We start from the raw sequence: 18,740 nt of genomic DNA, 5'->3' as shown, positions 1-18,740 counted from the left end.
AGTTGTAAATTTTGTTAGAGCAGCTATCCAAAATACAAAGTAGCTTATTAAATAAAATACTTTCAACCTCACCATACTTATACTGTCAGTCTGAGCTTGTCGAAGACGGGTTATTATCTGATGTTTTCTTTGTCCCAGCGGAGGGGCAAGGATAGAATAATACTATTGAAAGGATGGCTGTAAAAACCCCGACGGGGGGAAAGGCGACTAACGACGGTGCTAATTAATTACAATAGTATCCTTTTTATGATCTAGTAAATGAACATTTTTTGTCTTATCTGTTTCGATAATTATTTCGGGAGATGATGCCTGCCAATTCTTAATAACAAACTGCATATTTGAATAAACATTAAACCCTGCATTAAACTTTATCACACCAAAACATATTTTTTTTGTTGAGTCGTATGATAACCTTGTAATTCTGCCTACAAGTTTGTCATTTAAACTAACAGGCATTTTTGTTGATATTTCTATAAACTTATTACATTCAAATTGATACTCTTTCCCCTTTTTATAACTTGAGAATGATAGCAGAGAAAACAAAAGTAAGCAGCTGAATAGTATCAATTTCATATATCAAATGTAACAAAATTGTCCCAGCGGGGGGTTCACGGATAGAATAACACTATTGAAAGGATAGGCTGTGAAAACTCCGACAGGGCGAAAGTTTTTATAGACCCTCCGTTAATGCTTCCGCTATCTCATCATACCTTCTTAGTAGTTGGTTATCCGGAAATTTTAAATAATATATTAAGTTTATTGAAATTCTGTTGTAGAGATTTCCAACTTTATACTCCAAGAGATATTCTGTTTGATGACCACCGAATAGCTCAGTAAAATGTTCCTTTTGCCAGCCTGTGGAAGAATAAAGTGTTGCTGTGTCACTAAGGAAATTCGATACTTGAAATTGTTCTAAACTAAAAATGGCATTTTTTATAAGTTTATCATAAACAACATCTGCTTTAAGATTTATACTTAATTCAGTTCCATTTTGTAAAAATCGTTTTATTTTAAAAGAACTATCAACGTACAGAATTGTACAAGTATAGGGACTCCTTGAATAGATTGACCCTGTTCTCAATCTTATTTCAATAGGGTTATTACTTTTTGTTATTGGTGATAAAAATTTCCAATACATAGAATCATATTGATCTCTATACATTGAATCGTACTGAACCGCATTAATTCCAACTACTTTTCCAGCATAGACAATACGAGGACTGTCAGAATAATGATATCGATAATAATTGAACAGCGAAGGAGATTGTGCATTTAAATTTATTATAGTAATCGAAAATATTACTGTACTAAAAATAAGTTTGTAATACTTTTCAATATTCATATAGCCTGATTTAAATTTTGCTCAATACAAATATATACGACAGTTATTGTAGCATAGGAATAATACGCTTAGGAAAAAGTTAAATAGTAATTCTTCCGATGAAAGGATTGCGACGCAACGATGATGCCATGAAAAACTGAAGCTGGTAACCCCGAAATAATCGGGGCAAGCAAAAAAAATTACCCCACGTTTACGGGTACACTATGTACTGCAGCAGCCATTTCTTTTATGAGAGATGCATTTTTTTCGATGGCGTTACCTACAACGATCACATCGGCACCGGCCTTGCAGTTGAGGTAAGCTTTTTCGGGTTCTACAATGCCACCTCCTATTATTAAAGGCACATCGATGGATTGTGCAACTTTTTCTATCATGCTTTCGGGGATAGCACGTTTGGCGCCGCTGCCGGCATCCATATAAATTAATTTCATGCCCAGCATTTCGCCGGCCATGGCTGTACACATCGCTATTTCGTTTTTATCTGCCGGCAATGGGCTGGCATTGCTGATATAAGAAACAGTGGTGGGTGCGCCACCATCTACTACCATATAGCCGGTAGGCATAATTTCCAGTCCGCTTTGCTTTACATAAGGCGCTGATACCACATGCTGACCAATCAATAATTCAGGGTTGCGTCCGCTGATAAGAGACAGGTACAACAATGCATCGGCATATTTGCTCACCTGCGATGGGCTTCCGGGAAATAATACAGTGGGGATATTGCAACTACGTTTGATCAATTGCAGACATTCATCCAGATAATTGGAGATAACCAAACTTCCTCCCACAAGGAAGTAATCTACTTTGGCTGATACGGACAAATCGATCAATTGCTCCATATTGCTGTTGTTCACCTTATCGGGGTCAATCAATACAGCAAATGACTTTTTACCTGATCTTTTACGCTCAACTAATGAATTATGTATACCTTTTATCATCAATACTTTTTCGTTACCTGCAAAAATGTAGATTTTTTTGCTTTTATTAAAATTAAAGATACTAAACCTATGGCTTTTAATGCAATGAAATGATGAATAATACTAAATTTGATAATGGATATCTCGGTAGAAATAAAATTTAAAACGGCTAGAAGCGGCGGAAAAGGTGGTCAAAATGTAAATAAAGTAGAGACCATGGTGGAAGGCTATTGGGATATCAACACATCTGACCTGGTTACTGATGAACAAAAACTTCGCTTACAGGAAAAATTAGCCAATAAAATCAACGCAGATGGCTGTTTATTGGTCAAAAGCCAGACAGAAAGGAGCCAATTGGGAAATAAAGAAGAAGTAATAAAAAAAATGAATGAGTTAGTGACCCAGGCACTCATCATCCCTAAAAAAAGAAAAAAGACCAAAGTACCCAGGGCCGTAAAAGAAAAAATATTGCTGGGTAAAAAGAAAAAAGGAGAAACAAAGCAAAACCGTAAAAAGATCAAATTATAATAATAAACCTGTTCTTATTGAAATAAAAAAGCGCAACCTGCCGGTTGCGCTTTTGGTTTATACAAATAGTTTTTTACGATTTACGTTTACCCTTCAGGGTTTCCAGTATCTGGCGTTGAGCCTCCGCTTCACTCTTTTTATTTGCCTGGTCTTTTTGGTTATCGATGATATCCTGTTCCAGTTGACGTTTTTTCTTTTCTAAATTATTTCCGTCATCAACGGCATTATTATATTTTTTTTCTGCTTTTTTTACTGCGTTTTCCTGTTCTTCAATTTGCTTTTCAAGATCTGTAGCAACTATATTAACAACCAGGTTATTTACAAATGTTTTGGCATTGGCAAATAAAGTAGCGTCGGTAGCTTCGCTTGCAAAATTATCGTACCCTTTGGTGATGAGTAAATACACAACAGAGCGATCTCTTTCTTTTTTACTTTTTCTATCTACTTTAACATACAGGTCATAGGTATCGGGACCCAACTCAGCCAGCTTAACACCTTTGTATACATCAAAGCCCTTGCTGCTTTTAGAACTGTAGCCCAAAGATTTAAACTTTGCCTTTATTGCTTCTGCTGTAGTGTTTTCTTCAAAAGCAAATTCGCCGATCACGGCAGATTGATTTACTTTATCAAAAGCAACAGACCCAACAGTTGATTGCGCTTTTGTAAAAACATTGATAAATAGCAGGGAAAGTGAAACGAGAATAAATTTTTTCATGATTATTTTTTTATTAAGACAATTAAATATAACAAATGGTTGCAGTCCTCAGATAAATTATCGGCATAAATTAAAATATGCCGTTAAATTTGAGGTCAAAATTAGTTAATAATTGAGTAGCATTAAAAAATTAGCCGGACAAACAATGTGGTATGGAGCCAGTTCTATTGCTGCCCGGTTCATCAATTACCTGCTTACCCCTTACCTTACCTATACTTTAGCAAATACAAGTGATTATGGTAAAATGGGATTGATCTATTCGCTTATCCCAATACTTAATATCATTTTTACTTACGGTTTTGAAACGGCTTATTTCCGTTTTGCCTCTAAAGATGAGAACAAGCAAACCATTTATAATACCACTGCGTTATCGTTGTTATTTTCAACCATCGTTTTCACCGCCATTCTATGGCTGAATCAATCGGTGGTGGGTAAAATAACAGGGCTATCTGAGTTTCCGCAGATCATTCAACTGAGTATTGCCATCATTGCCTTAGATGCGTTAAGCACTATCCCTTTTGCGAAACTACGGGCCGATGGCAGACCGAAGAAATTTGCATTCATCAAGATCTCCGGCATCTTGCTTAATATATTCTTTACCTGGTTCTTTATCAGCTATTGCCCAAATCAACTGGCAAAAGATCCTGCAAGCTGGGTCACAAAAATTTATAGTCCTGCTACTAACCCCATCGTGTATGTAGTATTGGCCAATGTGATACAATCGGCTTTTACATTGCTGTTACTTTTCAGCGAAATAAAACAGATCCGTTTTACATTCAATACAAAGTTGTGGGCTCAGATGATGCTATACTCTCTTCCATTGATCGTAGCGGGAATGGGTGGTATGATCAATGAAACCTTTGACCGCCTGATGTTGCGCTGGTGGTTGCCCGGAGAAGCAATTTTCAGAGAAGAACAAGTTGGTATCTATAATGCCTGTTACAAATTATCTATTTTAATTACGCTTTTTATACAGGCGTTCCGAATGGGTGCCGAACCTTTTTTCTTTAAACAGGCCGAAGGACAAAACCCTCAGCGTGTATACGCAAGAGTAATGAAATTTTTTGTGATCATTATTGCAGTGATGTTTTTAGTGGTGAGTTTGTTCATGCCCATTTGGAAACATTTTATCGGACCTAAATACTGGGAAGGATTGGCGGTGGTGCCCATCTTACTATTGGCCAATATGTTCCTGGGCATCTATTATAATTTATCGATCTGGTATAAATTGTCGCACAAAACAATGGCCGGCGCATGGATCACCTTGATCGGCGCTGCAATCACCATTACGATCAATTACATATTCATTTCAGGATATAGCTATATGGCTTGTGCCTGGGCTACATTCTTCTGTTATGGCAGCATGATGGTGATCTCATTTATCTGGGGGCAAAAACATTACAGAATACCTTATGCCTGGAAAAAACTAACTGCTTATATCGTAATAGTAGTGCTGTTATTTTTTCTACACAACGGATTAACTCATTTCTGGAGCAGCACTATTTTCAGTCTTATATCTGCTGTGTTCTTATTATCACTTTTCATCTGGTTTGTAAGCACCATCGAAAGAAAAGAATTTGCACAATTACCAGTTGTTGGAAGATTCTTCAACAAATAATGTAAGCACCATCAACCGCATAGCTATATAAAAACATAGGCAAGGTTTCTATGTGGTAAGATCACTGTTAATCATTTCACAATTCACTTTTTTGTACAAAAAAATTTGCGGCAAAATTTACAGCTTGTGTGAAGTTTCAAACCTCCTTTTATGAAATACACCCTTCTTGCAACGCTGCTTCTATCCGGCGTTATTACAATAGCACAAACAAGCACAAAAACCGTTACGCTTCTTTCTCCGCTGGCTATTTATTCATCAGAATGGAACAAGCCCGTTTATGCCAAATGCAATACCGCTGCCAAAGCCATTTACATGACAAAAACAGAAAGAGAGGTCATTTATATTCTCAATCTTGTCAGAAATTATCCGGTACAATTTGCCAATACTGTATTAAAAACATATCCCGACAAAACGAACAGGGGTTGGATCAGCAATACCAGTTATTACGAGTCTTTGATGGACACTTTACTAAAGATGGAACCCGTAAATTTATTGATGCCGGATAAAAAATGTTATACCAGTGCAGAATGCCACGCCACTACATCGGGCAAATTGGGGTATGTGGGTCATGAGCGTCAAAGTAGTTATTGCACACAAAAGCAAGACTATAATGCAGAGTGCTGCGATTACGGAAATGACAACGCACTCGACATTGTATTATCATTATTGATTGATGAAGATGTGCCTTCTTTAGGGCATCGATGGGCTTGTATCGGTCCCTACATAAAAATAGGTGTTTCGATAAAACCACATATAGGATACAGATACAATTCGGTGCTGGACTTTTCTTTTTAACTCATCTTAAAAGTAAGTGCAGCAAAATCTTCCACACTCAATGCCTCTGCCCGTTTATTAAAAATATCATCCTGCAATGCTTCTGCAGTAAACAAACTTTTTACAGCGTTTCGTAATGTTTTGCGCCGTTGGTTAAATGCTGTTTTTACCAATACTGTAAAAGCCCTGTCAGATTTTACGGGCAAGGTGGTAGTCTTTCTTTTTAAACGGATCACACCACTCTGCACTTTTGGTGGCGGATTAAAACAACTATTGCTGACATCAAACAAATATTCCACTTCGTAAAATGCCTGTATCAATACACTGAGCACACCATACACTTTCGATCCTTCTTTGGATGCCGCTCTTTCCGCCACTTCTTTTTGAAACATCCCTATCACCATAGGCACTTTATCTTTCCAGTCCAATACTTTAAATAATATCTGGGTAGAAATATTATAGGGGAAATTACCAATTACGGTAAATGGTTCGGTGAATGGTTCATCAATATCCAAAAAACTTTGTGCAATGATCTTATCCTGTAAAGCAGGAAATGCCTTTTTAAGATATTCAACTTTTTCGTCATCTAATTCCACTGCCTTAAAATCAATATCGGGAATTTTAATAAGATGCCTGGTCAGTGCTCCGCCACCAGGACCAACCTCCAATAAATTATTGAAAGGATCTTCCTTTAAAACATCAACTATCCGGCTAATGATACCCTCATCTTTTAAAAAATGCTGTCCGAGTGATTTTTTTAATCTGTACATAATAGGGTGTGAAATTACTGAATACCCCATAAATGCAGCAAACAATGTATTGCACAATGTTGTATTTTTACACACTATATTTTTTTACTATGCAAAATGATAACAAACCGGTAATTGGTATTACCTGCGGAGATGTAAACGGAATTGGCCTGGAGCTTATCATTAAAACCGTTGCAGATACACGTTTGCTTGATATATGTACGCCAGTGATATTCGCCAATAATAAAGTGCTTAATTTTTATCGTAAGAGTATCCCGGATGTGAATTTTAATTTCACCAGCACAAAAGATGCCGGCAGAATCAATCACAAACAGATCAATTTATTTAACTGCTGGGAAGAAGAAGTGGCCATTACACCGGGACAATTGAATGATATTGGTGGTAAATATGCTGTGATCAGTTTGGTTACTGCCGCACAGGCATTAAAAGAAGGGAAAATTGACGGCCTGGTTACTGCACCTATTCATAAAAAGAACACACAATCTGCCGAATTTAATTTTACAGGACACACTCCTTATTTTAAAAAACTATTTGGAGCTAATGATGTGATCATGTTTATGGTAGCAGAAAACATGAGGGTAGCCTTACTTACAGAACATGTGCCTGTAAAAGATGCCGCATCACTTATCACTAAAGAAAGTATCTTAAGCAAGCTGACGTTGTTGAATAATTCTCTGAAAAAAGATTTTAATATAGATAAACCTAAAATTGCTGTACTGGGTTTAAATCCTCATGCAGGCGATGAAAGTTTAATTGGTAAAGAAGAAGCGGAGATCATTAAACCAGCTATTAAAGAGGCAAAGCAAAAAGATATTTTTTGTTTTGGCCCTTACAGTTCTGATGCATTCTTTGCAAGAGGTTATCACGAAAGATTTGATGCGGTATTGGCAATGTATCATGACCAGGGTTTGATCCCATTCAAATCATTGGCCATTGGCGAAGGAGTGAACTTTACAGCAGGTATCAGCGGCGTACGCACCTCACCTGATCACGGAGTAGCATTTGATATTGCCGGAAAAAATAAGGCTGATGAGGCTTCTTTCCGCCAGGCGATTTATACTTGTGTAGATATTATCAATGCAAGAAAAGAATTTGCAGAACAACGTGCCAATCCTTTACGTAAAATAAGTAAGCGGATGATCGCTAACGCCGTTGATGAAGCGATCATTGAAGATCCGGAATAAGCATATTTAAATAAAAATAAAGCGCAAATAGTAAATACTATTTGCGCTTTATTTTTTACTCTACCCTAAAGTTGAGTCTCTTTACGCTGAACATTGTGATAGTGTCTTGATGATCGTATTGTTATTTAGTGATCAGCTGGAAATTTTCTGCTACGGTGAATGTTGCTCCTGAATTTACATGTATACTTCGGATGGCTGTATTTGAACTGAGTACAGGTGTGCCTGAATTGATGATCACATCGGTATTTTCATCGGGCAATACACCACAACTCCAGTTGGGAGGTGTTTCCCAGGCAGAGCTTACCGTGCCTAACCAGATATTTACAAATCTTAATTCAAACACCAATCCATTTTGCCCATCTACCACACAACGGTATAAATTACCGGTATAAGCAGACGGCACATTGGTCAATCGGAGTAAATTAGTACCTGCCCCTGTATAATTGGCATTGTCCGAAATATTCACATAACCACTACCGTTATTTACCTGCCATTGATAAGTACTTCCTGATAAATTTGATAACAAGATACCATTTGATGAAGGCAAACAAAATTTCACATCAGGACTTACTACCGTTACATAAAAAGAATCTTTGATACAGTTGTATTTGTCTCTTACCGAATAATTAAAATTGCCTGCAACAGCCGTAGATGGAGAAACAGATTGCGTAACTACATTACCATTACCAGGCCAAACATAAGCCCCTCTCCAGGAAGCAGATAATACTAATGGAGAATCCTTTAGCACTACTATTTCCTTCACCTTATTTACATCTTTAAAAATTGTGAAAGAATCTCTCACAACCGGAGTAAGCGGACCAGTAGAATAAGAAACAAATTTTGCATCTAACCTGTTACTATCTACTTCAAAATAAAAACAGCCTCCATTATCTACATTTGAATAAGCCATACAATCCTGCGGATATCCTGCAGCTTTTACACCATCTAATTTTCCGGCCGAACCGGAAACTACATAAATAGAACCATGAGCATATTTACCGGAGTTATAGGCATAAGCGCAAGAATCGAGGGTGCCGTTATAATTACCATTTTGTGTATTTCCCGTGGCAGTATGCAGTGCCGCATTAAAGTCGGCATCTTTTAATTGATTGGCAAAATTCCTGTAGAACCCTTTAAGCAAATAACTTCTTTCATAGGCATGTGCATGACCGCATAGCACCAGATCTACTCCATATCTTTCCAATATCTGAATAAACTTTTCACGTATTGCGGCAAGATCCTGTTCATCATCTGAATTATGACTTGTTTTGGTATACGGAGGATGATGAAAATAAACAACTGTCCATCGTTTTGTATTAGCCGCCAGATCTTTTTTCAGCCAGGTAGCCTGTGCTCCCGATGTATCATACATATTGGTGGTATTGATATCATCTTTTCCATAAGAGTCCAGCGAAACAAAATGCACATCACCAATATTATATGAGTAATAATTTGTAACTCCTGATGGCACTCCGCCAGCTTCCCCATTTTTGGGCACAGTAAATATAGTATGATACGGCATATCTCTACGACCCGTATTGGCAGTAGTATTACCATAATCATGATTACCGGGAGTAGGATATAATTTATAATATTTCAAAAGGTCATCTTTATACACGTCAAAAAAACCTGTTTGAAATTCTGCATCTGTTCCGCTTGAATAGGCATTATCACCCAGCAATAACATTGCATCCACAGTATTATTACCTATATAATTTATAAATGAATTTTTCACATTGATCTGATTGGCCGAGTTTGTACCGCAATCTCCTAATGCTAAAAACCTGAGTTTACGTTTTGTATCACCCGGAGGGAGGGTAGTAAAAGTGTTGTCGGTAGCTGATTGCAGTACATAGTTCGTACCACCGATAGTATAATAGTATTTGGTATCCGGTTGCAGTTTACCAATTCGTATAATATGCTCTGTTACTACTGCCAGGTCAACAACAGAATCTGTGTAGTTACCATAAGCCACCCCCCATTTCACTTTTGAATTGGAGGCTACGTCTGTACGCCACCGTAAGGTTAATGAATCCGTTGTGCCGTTTTGCAGATAAGGACCACGTGTAAGAGAAACATCAGAAAGTCCTGTTAACTCCATATCAAAATACAGATCGCTGCTGGTTAGCAAATTCTGATGCACTTCTACTGCAACGATATTATTACCTGCAACAAACATCGACGGAGAGATGGTTGCGGTATAAATATCTGCTCCGTTATTAGCAATGGCTACGGTAGCCAGTGTTGCATAGCCCGGATTGGCAGCAATATTATTTCTGAAAGCTTCTGCTCCATTTACCCAAACCACAATACCATCATCAAATTTTGTTTGTAGTTGATAAGTAAGAAATTTATCCGGCTCCGCAATGTTGATTATTTTTCTAAAATACATGGTGGGGTACCTGGTGCCGGAAACACCGCCACCACCGGCAGTCGCATCTTCAGGAATATTGGTATTTCTGGCAGGCGGATTGGTTCCAAAACCTAACGCAGATTTTCCCGTTAGCCAATCTGAAGCAGGATAAGAAAGGTCTTTCCAATTAACACCATCATAATTAGACCCACCGCCTTTATACTTCCAATCCGGTGCGGTAGCACTGTTTGTACCAAAGCTCAGGAAGGTCTGACTGGTAATTCCTGTCAATTCCATATCAAAAAACAAGTCGCTGCTAGTAACTGAATTCTGATGCACTTCAACGGCTATGATGTTATTGCCCGATAAAAATAAAGAAGAAGAAATAGTTGCCGTATATATATCAGCACCATTATTGGCAATGGCTGCTGTGGCAAATGTAGCATAGCCCGGATTTGCAGAAATATTATTCCTGAATGCTTCTACTCCGTTGATCCAGATCACTATACCATCGTCGAACTTCGTCCTTATTTGGAAATTCGCATACGCAGAAGGAGTAGCGATATTTATAATTTTTCTGAAATACAATGTTGGATACCTTGCGCCGGATATTCCGCCACCACCGGCTGATGCATCTTCAAGTATGTTGGTATTTCTTACAGGGGGATTGGTTCCAAAACCAAGGGCAGACTTCCCAGTCAGCCAATCAGATGCCGGGTAAGAAAGATCTTTCCAGCCAACTGCATCATAATTTGAGCCTCCGCCTTTATATTTCCATTCAGGAGCGTTGGCACTTGTTTCTCCAAAAGAGATCAATATATCATTGGCAAATAAAAAATGTGTAAACAAAAGGCTTACTACTACAACAATAAATTTTTTCATCATATTTATAACAACAACTTGTATATATAAATATAATAAATATTAGATATAAAAAGGCGCTTTAATTGAAAACTGAATTATCTATCCCCTTATTGATAATATAATTACTGAAAGTGATCTCTGCCTTACCTTTTTTATTTTTTGCCTGATCCTGAGTTTTTTTGGGAGCAGCACCATCATCAAAATCAAACGTAACACCTTTGGGTAGTTTATAATCTTTTGTATTGAAAGAAAAAATCACTTTATCAGGCAAGCCGTATTCGGTATATTTTCCATAGGTCATTTCTAATTCATAGCTACCATTTTCCCTGGTAGTTGTTTTAGCTTTTCTTATTACCAAATTAGCCTCGTCAATATATAATGTAGAAAGTACCACATCAGCATTATCATCATCGGGTAATAAACGAACAACCCTAACAGAAACTCCACCTATTTTATCAAGTCCGGCATCCAAAACAGTATATTTTCCTCCACTTAAAATACTGTTTAAGTTAATACTCACAGCTCCTTTAGGCACAAAAGAAATCCCTTTCTCATTTTTTATTTTAAGCTTATTCGGTTTCTTGAAAAATATTTTTACAGATGCTACCGGCACTTTTAAAAAAGCCACATTTGTTTTCATTCTTCCGTTGGCCAGGTAATCATTTACCTTTTCAATTTTAGCTTTTACTTTTTGCACCAAAGCATTTACATCCTGCCCAAAACCTACAACTGATACCAGCATCAGGCACTGTGACAATAATAAAACTCTAAGTATCTTTTTCATGGGTACTATTTATGATAGAATATCTTTTTTTCTAAATACAATAACGGATAACGACACCAGTGCAATAATATGCCCAATGAGTATCAGTAAACTATTTCTTATGGCCGGCCAGTTTTCAATACTTCCTTTTATCGGTTCTCCGTCATCTGTTGTACCAATATAAAAGAAACCTTTCCAACCCACCAGGTAAGAAGTGAATAAATAAGGCTTAACATTTCTGTCGATGATCGGCACATTGATATTTGAAATAATAGTGCAAACAATTACAATACATACTGTAGCAATAATTGGCCCGATAGAATTCTCTGCAAAAATGGACAAGAATAAAGACAACGCTGCAATGACTGTTAGAGCAACAGTTGCATAAGCGAAGGCGGCAAAGTAACGCCACATAATATCATCCTTAAGTATTTGTAAAATTTGAGACTCATCCCCTTTTACACGAAAAATGAGCATATCATCTGCTCCAAAAATCAGCAGGCTAAAAAACAATGCTGTAATGGCCATCCATAATAGTAATAAAACGGTGAAGATGGTAGCTGCAGCAAATTTCACCAGTATTAATTGTGTACGACTGATAGGTTTGCTGATCAACAAACGCAATGTACCCATATTGGCCTCACCACTGATTGAATCTGCAGCTATTAATGCCACTAAGATCGGAACCTGTATCAACAACGTGTTTAAAATAATGTAACACATGAAGTAGCCGTTGATAGCTTTTACCTTATCCATTTCAAAACTATCTTTTACACTCTGCAGCATTAGATCCATATACGTCTGCCCGTCTGCCTTAAATGCAAATTGAAATATGAATACAATAGCTGCAATAGCAATAAAGGCAATATAAGTACGAGGACGTTTGGTTATTTTATACAACTCAATTTGCAAAAGCTTCCACATAAGTAGGTTGGGTTGTAAGTGATAAAAAATAATTTTCTAAAGAATGGCTTGAGTTGACGGATAAGATTTTTACACCATCGTTTACCATGGCGGCAATTAAGTCAGGCACCTGGTCTTTATGCATTTTCAATTGCAACTGATGATTATTTTGTATAAAAGAAGCCCATCGTGTCTGCAGCAATTTTTCTCTGGTAAGTTGGTTATTTGTTGTTTCTATTTCTATCAATGATTGTGATGGATCTAATAACTCTGCAACATTACCTTCCACCACTTTTTTGCCTTTATGTATAATGATCATTCTGTTGGCAATTAATTCTATTTCGCTTAACAAGTGAGAGGAAACCAATACTGTTTTGCCCATTTTTCTGCTCAGTTGCAAAATAAGGTTTCGTATATCTGCGATCCCCTGCGGATCTAATCCATTTGTAGGTTCATCCAATATGATCAGTTTAGGGTCATGTACCAATGCAACGGCAATACCCAAACGTTGTTTCATTCCCTGGCTAAATGTTTTTACTTTACTATTGGCTCTTTCCGCTAAACCCACCATTTGCAATTGCGTCATCAGCAACTCTTTGGTTACTTTAACTCCACTTAATTTGGCAAAAATTTTCAGATTGTCGTAAGCAGATAAGTATTTATACAGATCCGGTTTTTCAATCACAGCTCCTACCTGCCGTAAAATTTCTGAACGATGATGGGTAAGCTCTTTACCGAAGAGCTTTATTTCCCCGGTATCCGGCTTTATTAAAGTAAGTAACATCCGTATGCTGGTACTCTTACCGGCACCATTTTGTCCTAAGAAACCATATACATCACCTTCGTTAACCGAAAATGACAGATCATCAACAGCCAGGGTGTCTTTAAATTGTTTGGAAAGATGGTTAACCTCTATGATTCTCTGCATGGAAAGGAATGTATAGCAAAGTTAAACCCGTAAAGGCAAGTAATTGTTCAAAAAATTTAAATTTTAGTGAATATTAGCCACTTACGCTTTATGTGAGGTAAGATACGCCTGCATCGCCTTTCCGTACTCTGTAAATGCCTCAACGCCTTTTGGGGTAATTGTACAGATAGTTTGGGGGTAATTATCTTTAAATTGCTTGGATACCTGTATATACCCCTCTTTTTTAAGTTTCCCTATTTGAATACTCAGGTTCCCAACTGTAGAATTAGTCCTTTCTTTCAAAAAAACGAAATCAGCTTCCTTCTTTCCATGCAGGATATTCATGATGGCTAGCCGCAAAGGGGAATGTATTACTGAGTTGAGTTTGGGGAAAATTATGGTATGCATTTGGAATAAATTAACTTATTTGTAAATATAATTAGTTTACATCATAAACTACATTATTTAATTATTATCATGTATGTATGAGTGTTAGTTTAGCAGGCCAATTTTATGTTTTAAAACATTGTTAATCAAGTATTTAAATAGCAATAAACTAGTAGCATTTTTGAATAAACCGATATAAAAACTTATTAACAATGGGAAAAATATATTTTTTTATGTGGGGTAAATTTGTACTTTAGCAATAGAATTTAATGGGTTAGTAAGTATAAAGAGCTGTCAGAAATGACGGCTCTTTTACTTTGTAGTAAGTAATGATTTTTATTTTTCTATTCTTATTTTCTTTCTACACTTCAATAAAAATTTACTAGCAATACAAAAGTTGCAGTGAATGGCACAACGATGTTGAATTAAATTTCTACAGCCTGTAACAAAAAAATTTTCTTACTGCTTTTCCTTTTTACATTTACACCATGAGTAAAACTAAGTCGGCATTTTTTTGCCAGAATTGCGGATATGAAAGTGCTAAGTGGACAGGTAAATGTCCGGGTTGTAATGAGTGGAATACGTTTGTTGAAGAACTGGTGATCAAAGGAAGTGATAAAAAAGAAAAAGATGACTGGAAGGAATATAATGGCACCGGAAAATTAAAAACCATTTCTATTAATGATGTAAGCAGTGCAGAAGAAAAAAGAATTGTAACTAATAATGCAGAGTTAAACAGAGTATTGGGTGGTGGAATTGTATTAGGAAGCATCGTGTTGGTTGCCGGGGAACCGGGCATAGGAAAATCAACGTTGTTTTTACAGATAGGTTTACAACTGCAGGATGTTGTTACATTATACATCAGTGGAGAGGAAAGTGAACAGCAAATTAAAATGAGAGCAGATAGAGTGGGTGTTAAGAGTGATAATTTTTACTTACTCACAGAAACGAATACACAAACTATTTTTCAGGAGATAAAAAAACTCAAACCACAGCTCGTTATAGTAGATAGTATTCAAACTTTACAATCGCCTTTTGTTGAAAGTGGCGCCGGCAGCGTAAGCCAGATAAGAGAGTGTGCTGCTGAGTTACAGCGTTTTGCCAAAGAAACAAACACACCAGTATTTTTGATCGGTCACATCACTAAAGATGGAAATATTGCAGGGCCAAAAATTTTAGAACATATGGTTGATACTGTTCTTCAATTTGAAGGGGATCGTCATTATGCTTATCGCATTTTACGAACACTCAAAAATCGTTTTGGCAGTACAGCCGAGTTAGGTATTTATGAAATGACCGGCGAAGGAATGAGAGCGGTGAACAATCCCAGCGAAATTTTAATTACTCAAAAAGAAGAACAATTAAGTGGTATTGCCATCGCTGCAACAATTGAAGGCATCAGACCATTATTGATTGAAGGACAAGCTTTAGTAACACAAAGCGTTTATGGTACACCGCAACGTACAGTAACCGGATTTGATCTGAGAAGATTACAACTATTATTAGCTGTTTTAGAAAAGCGTGGCGGTTTTCATTTTGGCGTAAAAGATGTTTTTGTAAATATTGCCGGCGGAATAAAAGTTGAAGATCCATCTATCGATCTTGCTATTGTATCTGCATTGTTAAGCAGCTATGAAGATGTTCCTATCAATCAACATTATTGCTTTGCAGGTGAGGTTGGTTTAAGTGGAGAGATAAGAGCAGTGAATAGAATTGAACAACGAATTGCTGAAGCAGAAAAACTAGGATTTGAAAAAATTATTGTGAGTAAATACAACGCAAAATCTTTAGGCAAATTAAAGTTCAATATCGAAGTTGTTCCTTTAGCTAAAGTGGAAGAATTGTATCAATATTTGTTCTAAAAAAATTGTCTTTTAGAGAATATTTGGAGACAAAATATTTGCATTAATTTTAATATATGCAAATGTTACATCATATACTCGATAATACTGTACACCTTTTCTACCCACATATATGTATGGGATGCGGTAGCGATCTGTTAAAAAAGGACAGTTTGCTCTGTTTAAGGTGCATCGACGATCTACCTGAGACCAATTTTGCCCAACATGCCAATAACCCCATAGAAAAGATATTCTGGGGGCGAATTCCTCTAGTAGCAGCCCATAGTCAGTACTATTTTGCCAAAGATGCACTTATTCAACGCCTGATCCATCAGTTAAAATATGACGGAAATAAAGAAATAGGTGTGTATTTAGGTGAAATGACAGGCAGATCGCTTCAAAACAGCAACCGATTCAAAAATATGGATGCCCTCATACCCTTGCCCTTATTTCCCGAGAAAGAACGTAAACGTGGGTACAACCAGGCAACGGTTATTTGTGAAGGCATATCTAATATTTTACAAATACCGGTATTGGATAATGTTGTTGCCCGGCAAAAATTTACAGAAACACAAACAAAAAAGCACCGTACAGAACGATGGGAAAATGTGGCAGAAAGTTTTGTAGTAAAAGATGCCGATGCCATAAAAGGAAAGAATTTATTGTTAGTTGACGACGTTGTAACCACCGGAGCTACTTTTGAAGCTTGCGGAAATACTCTCCTGCAAATTGCCGATGTACAATTAAGTATCGTGGCTTTGGCCAATGCTGCTAAATAATTTGCCGTTTGTATTTACTAGTTTAAATTTGACAGATGAAGTATATATGTTTATTGTTTTTCAGTTTTTGTTTGATCATCCTTGCTTCGTCATGCAAAAAAGATTCTTTTATCACCAGTACAAATGCAAGGTTATCTACCAGCGTTGATAGTTTAACATATGATACTGTTTTTACTACCGTAGGATCCGTTACGCAATCATTTAAAATAAACAACCTAAACGATCAAAAACTTCGTTTGACCAATGTAAGATTAGTAGGTGGCGCAACATCTGCATTTACCATCAATATCAATGGCATACCACAACCTGAAGTATCAAATATCGAGATCAATGCCAATGACAGCATCTATGTTTTTGTAACTGTTAAAATAGATCAGAGTATTTCCAATTTACCTTTCATAGTTAGAGATACCATCGAGATAAATTACAACGGCAATAAAAGAATTGTACCATTGGAAGCTTACGGGCAAAATGCACATTTCAAAAAAGGCGAAATACTGACTGCAACCAATACCATTTGGGCAAACGATAAACCATACGTAATATTAGATAGCCTGAAAATAGCTGCAGGTGCAAGACTCACTATTCAAAAAGGTTGTAGAATTTATTTCCATGCCAATGCCCCAATGATCGTTGATGGTACATTAACGGTAACAGGAACGAAAGCAGAAAGCGTAGTATTTGCCGGAGATAGATTAGATCCTATATATAAAGACCTGCCTGCAAGTTGGCCCGGTATTTATTTCAGAGAAACAAGCAAAAGCAGCGTATTGACATTTGCCTTGATAAAAAATGCATATCAAGCCGTAGTATCTATTTTTCCTGCAAGCAATACCAGTCCAAAAGTTACTTTACACCGATGCATTATTGATAATGCATATGATGCTGGGATACTTTGTTTAGCTAGTAGCATGGAAGCAGATAACAGTTTGATCTCTAATTGCGGCAACAATATCAGTATGATCTATGGGGGAGAATATGATTTTACCAATTGTACAGTGGTAACTTATGGCAACAGTTTTATTGAACATAAAAAGCCTGTGTTGACATTAACAGATCACAATGATGCAAATGATGTAAATAACCTCAATGCCAGATTTACCAATTGTATTTTTTGGGGAGAGAACGGAAGCATTAAAGATGAAATACAGACAAGTAAAAAAGGAACAGTATTTAATGTATACCTGAACAATTGTTTATACAAAGCGGAAACAGATCCGGCAAATACCTCCATCACAAGTTCACTAAAAAACCTAAGTCCTCTATTTGATAGCGTAGATGTAAACAGGCGCTATTTTGATTTTCATACTACGGTAAACCCCTCTCCGGTTATTAATAATGGAGACTCTTCTCCTAGCTTTCCAAGAGATCTGGATGATAATACGAGAGAAGTTGGCGTAATAGATATCGGCTGTTACGAAAAACAATAAAACAAAACAGTCTTACAACTGTTATAAAAGAAAAATATGTTATGCTTAAAACATTAATAATAGCAGCTACATTTATTTCATGTGCTGCTAAAACAAATACTACTGAAATGAATACCCCAATCAGTGTTGCGCCAATAACTACTCAATCTATTTACGATTTTAAAGTAGAAAGTCTGGATGGCGGCACCATCAATTTTGCTGATTTCAAAGGCAAAAAAATATTAATTGTAAATACTGCGTCTGAATGTGGTTTTACACCTCAGTACGAAGGCTTAGAAGCTTTATATCAAAAATATAAAGATCGTTTAGTGATCGTAGGATTCCCTGCCAATAACTTTGGCGGACAGGAACCCGGTACCAATGCAGATATAAAAGAGTTTTGTAAAAAAAATTACGGTGTAACATTTCCAATGGCAGCAAAAATTTCTGTTAAGGGAGACGATACCGCACCAATCTACAAATGGCTATGCAATAAATCTGAAAATGGTGTGCTGGATGCAGAAGTAGGCTGGAACTTTGGAAAATTCCTATTGGATGAAAAAGGCACTTTATTGAATTATTTCCCCAGTAAGGTGGCGCCAATGGATGAAGAGATCGTTAGTAAATTGTAATACTTAAAATCATTTTTAAGCGTCTGAACTTTAAAAAAAGATTCAGACGCTTTT

Annotated in this window: 18 protein-coding genes; 8 read left to right on the top strand and 10 right to left on the bottom strand. The window is 36.8% G+C overall.

The window, feature by feature from the left end:
- Positions 1 to 219: 219 nt before the first annotated feature.
- The 3 genes from LK994_RS06330 to LK994_RS06320 all read right to left on the bottom strand — a co-directional run bounded on the left by LK994_RS06330 (position 220) and on the right by LK994_RS06320 (position 2,280).
- Positions 220 to 456 carry a hypothetical protein gene (locus tag LK994_RS06330; RefSeq protein WP_229762054.1) on the bottom strand — a complete coding sequence of 79 codons (237 nt, stop codon included), beginning with the start codon at positions 454 to 456 and terminating at the stop codon, positions 220 to 222.
- Between the two features lie 214 nt (positions 457 to 670).
- Positions 671 to 1,342 carry a hypothetical protein gene (locus LK994_RS06325; protein ID WP_229762053.1) on the bottom strand — a complete coding sequence of 224 codons (672 nt, stop codon included), beginning with the start codon at positions 1,340 to 1,342 and terminating at the stop codon, positions 671 to 673.
- A gap of 179 nt (positions 1,343 to 1,521) precedes the next feature.
- A complete protein-coding gene (locus tag LK994_RS06320) occupies positions 1,522 to 2,280 on the bottom strand; it encodes a geranylgeranylglyceryl/heptaprenylglyceryl phosphate synthase (protein WP_229762052.1) in 759 nt (252 codons plus the stop codon).
- Positions 2,281 to 2,394: 114 nt separating this feature from the next.
- Between LK994_RS06320 and arfB the strand changes: the two genes are divergently transcribed.
- The gene (arfB, locus tag LK994_RS06315) at positions 2,395 to 2,787 is read left to right on the top strand and encodes an alternative ribosome rescue aminoacyl-tRNA hydrolase ArfB (RefSeq protein WP_229762051.1); all 393 of its coding nucleotides are present in this window, start codon (positions 2,395 to 2,397) and stop codon (positions 2,785 to 2,787) included.
- A gap of 73 nt (positions 2,788 to 2,860) precedes the next feature.
- Here arfB and LK994_RS06310 read toward each other — a convergent pair whose 3' ends face one another.
- Positions 2,861 to 3,502, bottom strand: coding sequence for a hypothetical protein (locus LK994_RS06310; protein ID WP_229762050.1), 642 nt, complete (start codon positions 3,500 to 3,502; stop codon positions 2,861 to 2,863).
- 112 nt (positions 3,503 to 3,614) lie between these two features.
- Between LK994_RS06310 and LK994_RS06305 the strand changes: the two genes are divergently transcribed.
- Positions 3,615 to 5,120 (top strand): lipopolysaccharide biosynthesis protein, encoded by a 1,506-nt coding sequence (locus tag LK994_RS06305; RefSeq protein WP_229762049.1) that lies wholly within the window; start codon positions 3,615 to 3,617, stop codon positions 5,118 to 5,120.
- Positions 5,121 to 5,270: 150 nt separating this feature from the next.
- Positions 5,271 to 5,915 carry a hypothetical protein gene (locus tag LK994_RS06300; RefSeq protein ID WP_229762048.1) on the top strand — a complete coding sequence of 215 codons (645 nt, stop codon included), beginning with the start codon at positions 5,271 to 5,273 and terminating at the stop codon, positions 5,913 to 5,915.
- Here the strand turns inward: LK994_RS06300 and rsmA are convergent.
- Positions 5,912 to 6,664, bottom strand: a complete 753-nt coding sequence (gene rsmA, locus LK994_RS06295; RefSeq protein WP_229762047.1) for a 16S rRNA (adenine(1518)-N(6)/adenine(1519)-N(6))-dimethyltransferase RsmA — start codon at positions 6,662 to 6,664, stop codon at positions 5,912 to 5,914. The genes LK994_RS06300 and rsmA overlap by 4 nt on opposite strands.
- Positions 6,665 to 6,753: 89 nt before the next feature.
- On the opposite strand from rsmA, the gene pdxA reads away from it, so the two are divergent.
- On the top strand, positions 6,754 to 7,848 hold the full coding sequence (gene pdxA, locus LK994_RS06290; protein WP_229762046.1) for a 4-hydroxythreonine-4-phosphate dehydrogenase PdxA: 1,095 nt from the start codon (positions 6,754 to 6,756) through the stop codon (positions 7,846 to 7,848).
- 121 nt (positions 7,849 to 7,969) lie between these two features.
- Here pdxA and LK994_RS06285 read toward each other — a convergent pair whose 3' ends face one another.
- From LK994_RS06285 to LK994_RS06265, 5 genes are all read right to left on the bottom strand, one after another.
- A complete protein-coding gene (locus LK994_RS06285) occupies positions 7,970 to 11,086 on the bottom strand; it encodes a purple acid phosphatase family protein (RefSeq protein ID WP_229762045.1) in 3,117 nt (1,038 codons plus the stop codon).
- A gap of 58 nt (positions 11,087 to 11,144) precedes the next feature.
- Positions 11,145 to 11,849: a LolA family protein gene (locus tag LK994_RS06280; protein ID WP_229762044.1), complete on the bottom strand. Its 705-nt coding sequence runs from the start codon at positions 11,847 to 11,849 to the stop codon at positions 11,145 to 11,147.
- 9 nt (positions 11,850 to 11,858) lie between these two features.
- Entirely contained in the window at positions 11,859 to 12,752 is an 894-nt protein-coding gene (locus tag LK994_RS06275; protein WP_229762043.1) for an ABC transporter permease, read from the bottom strand.
- A complete protein-coding gene (locus tag LK994_RS06270) occupies positions 12,730 to 13,659 on the bottom strand; it encodes an ABC transporter ATP-binding protein (RefSeq protein WP_229762042.1) in 930 nt (309 codons plus the stop codon). The genes LK994_RS06275 and LK994_RS06270 overlap by 23 nt, the downstream gene beginning before the upstream one ends.
- Positions 13,660 to 13,740: 81 nt before the next feature.
- Positions 13,741 to 14,046: a winged helix-turn-helix domain-containing protein gene (locus LK994_RS06265; RefSeq protein ID WP_229762041.1), complete on the bottom strand. Its 306-nt coding sequence runs from the start codon at positions 14,044 to 14,046 to the stop codon at positions 13,741 to 13,743.
- Positions 14,047 to 14,513: 467 nt separating this feature from the next.
- Here LK994_RS06265 and radA point away from each other — a divergent pair, with 467 nt between their 5' ends.
- From radA to LK994_RS06245, 4 genes are all read left to right on the top strand, one after another.
- Entirely contained in the window at positions 14,514 to 15,887 is a 1,374-nt protein-coding gene (gene radA, locus LK994_RS06260) for a DNA repair protein RadA (protein WP_229762040.1), read from the top strand.
- Between the two features lie 62 nt (positions 15,888 to 15,949).
- The gene (locus LK994_RS06255) at positions 15,950 to 16,645 is read left to right on the top strand and encodes a ComF family protein (RefSeq protein WP_229762039.1); all 696 of its coding nucleotides are present in this window, start codon (positions 15,950 to 15,952) and stop codon (positions 16,643 to 16,645) included.
- A gap of 35 nt (positions 16,646 to 16,680) precedes the next feature.
- Positions 16,681 to 18,075, top strand: a complete 1,395-nt coding sequence (locus LK994_RS06250; RefSeq protein WP_229762038.1) for a hypothetical protein — start codon at positions 16,681 to 16,683, stop codon at positions 18,073 to 18,075.
- Positions 18,076 to 18,116: 41 nt separating this feature from the next.
- A complete protein-coding gene (locus tag LK994_RS06245; RefSeq protein ID WP_229762037.1) occupies positions 18,117 to 18,686 on the top strand; it encodes a glutathione peroxidase in 570 nt (189 codons plus the stop codon).
- Positions 18,687 to 18,740 lie beyond the last annotated feature (54 nt).

Source organism: Ferruginibacter lapsinanis, assembly GCF_020783315.1.
GTDB classification, from domain to species: Bacteria; Bacteroidota; Bacteroidia; order Chitinophagales; family Chitinophagaceae; genus Ferruginibacter; species Ferruginibacter lapsinanis.
The sequence above is the reverse complement of the archived record's forward strand: the minus strand, read 5'-3'. Positions and strand labels throughout refer to the sequence as shown.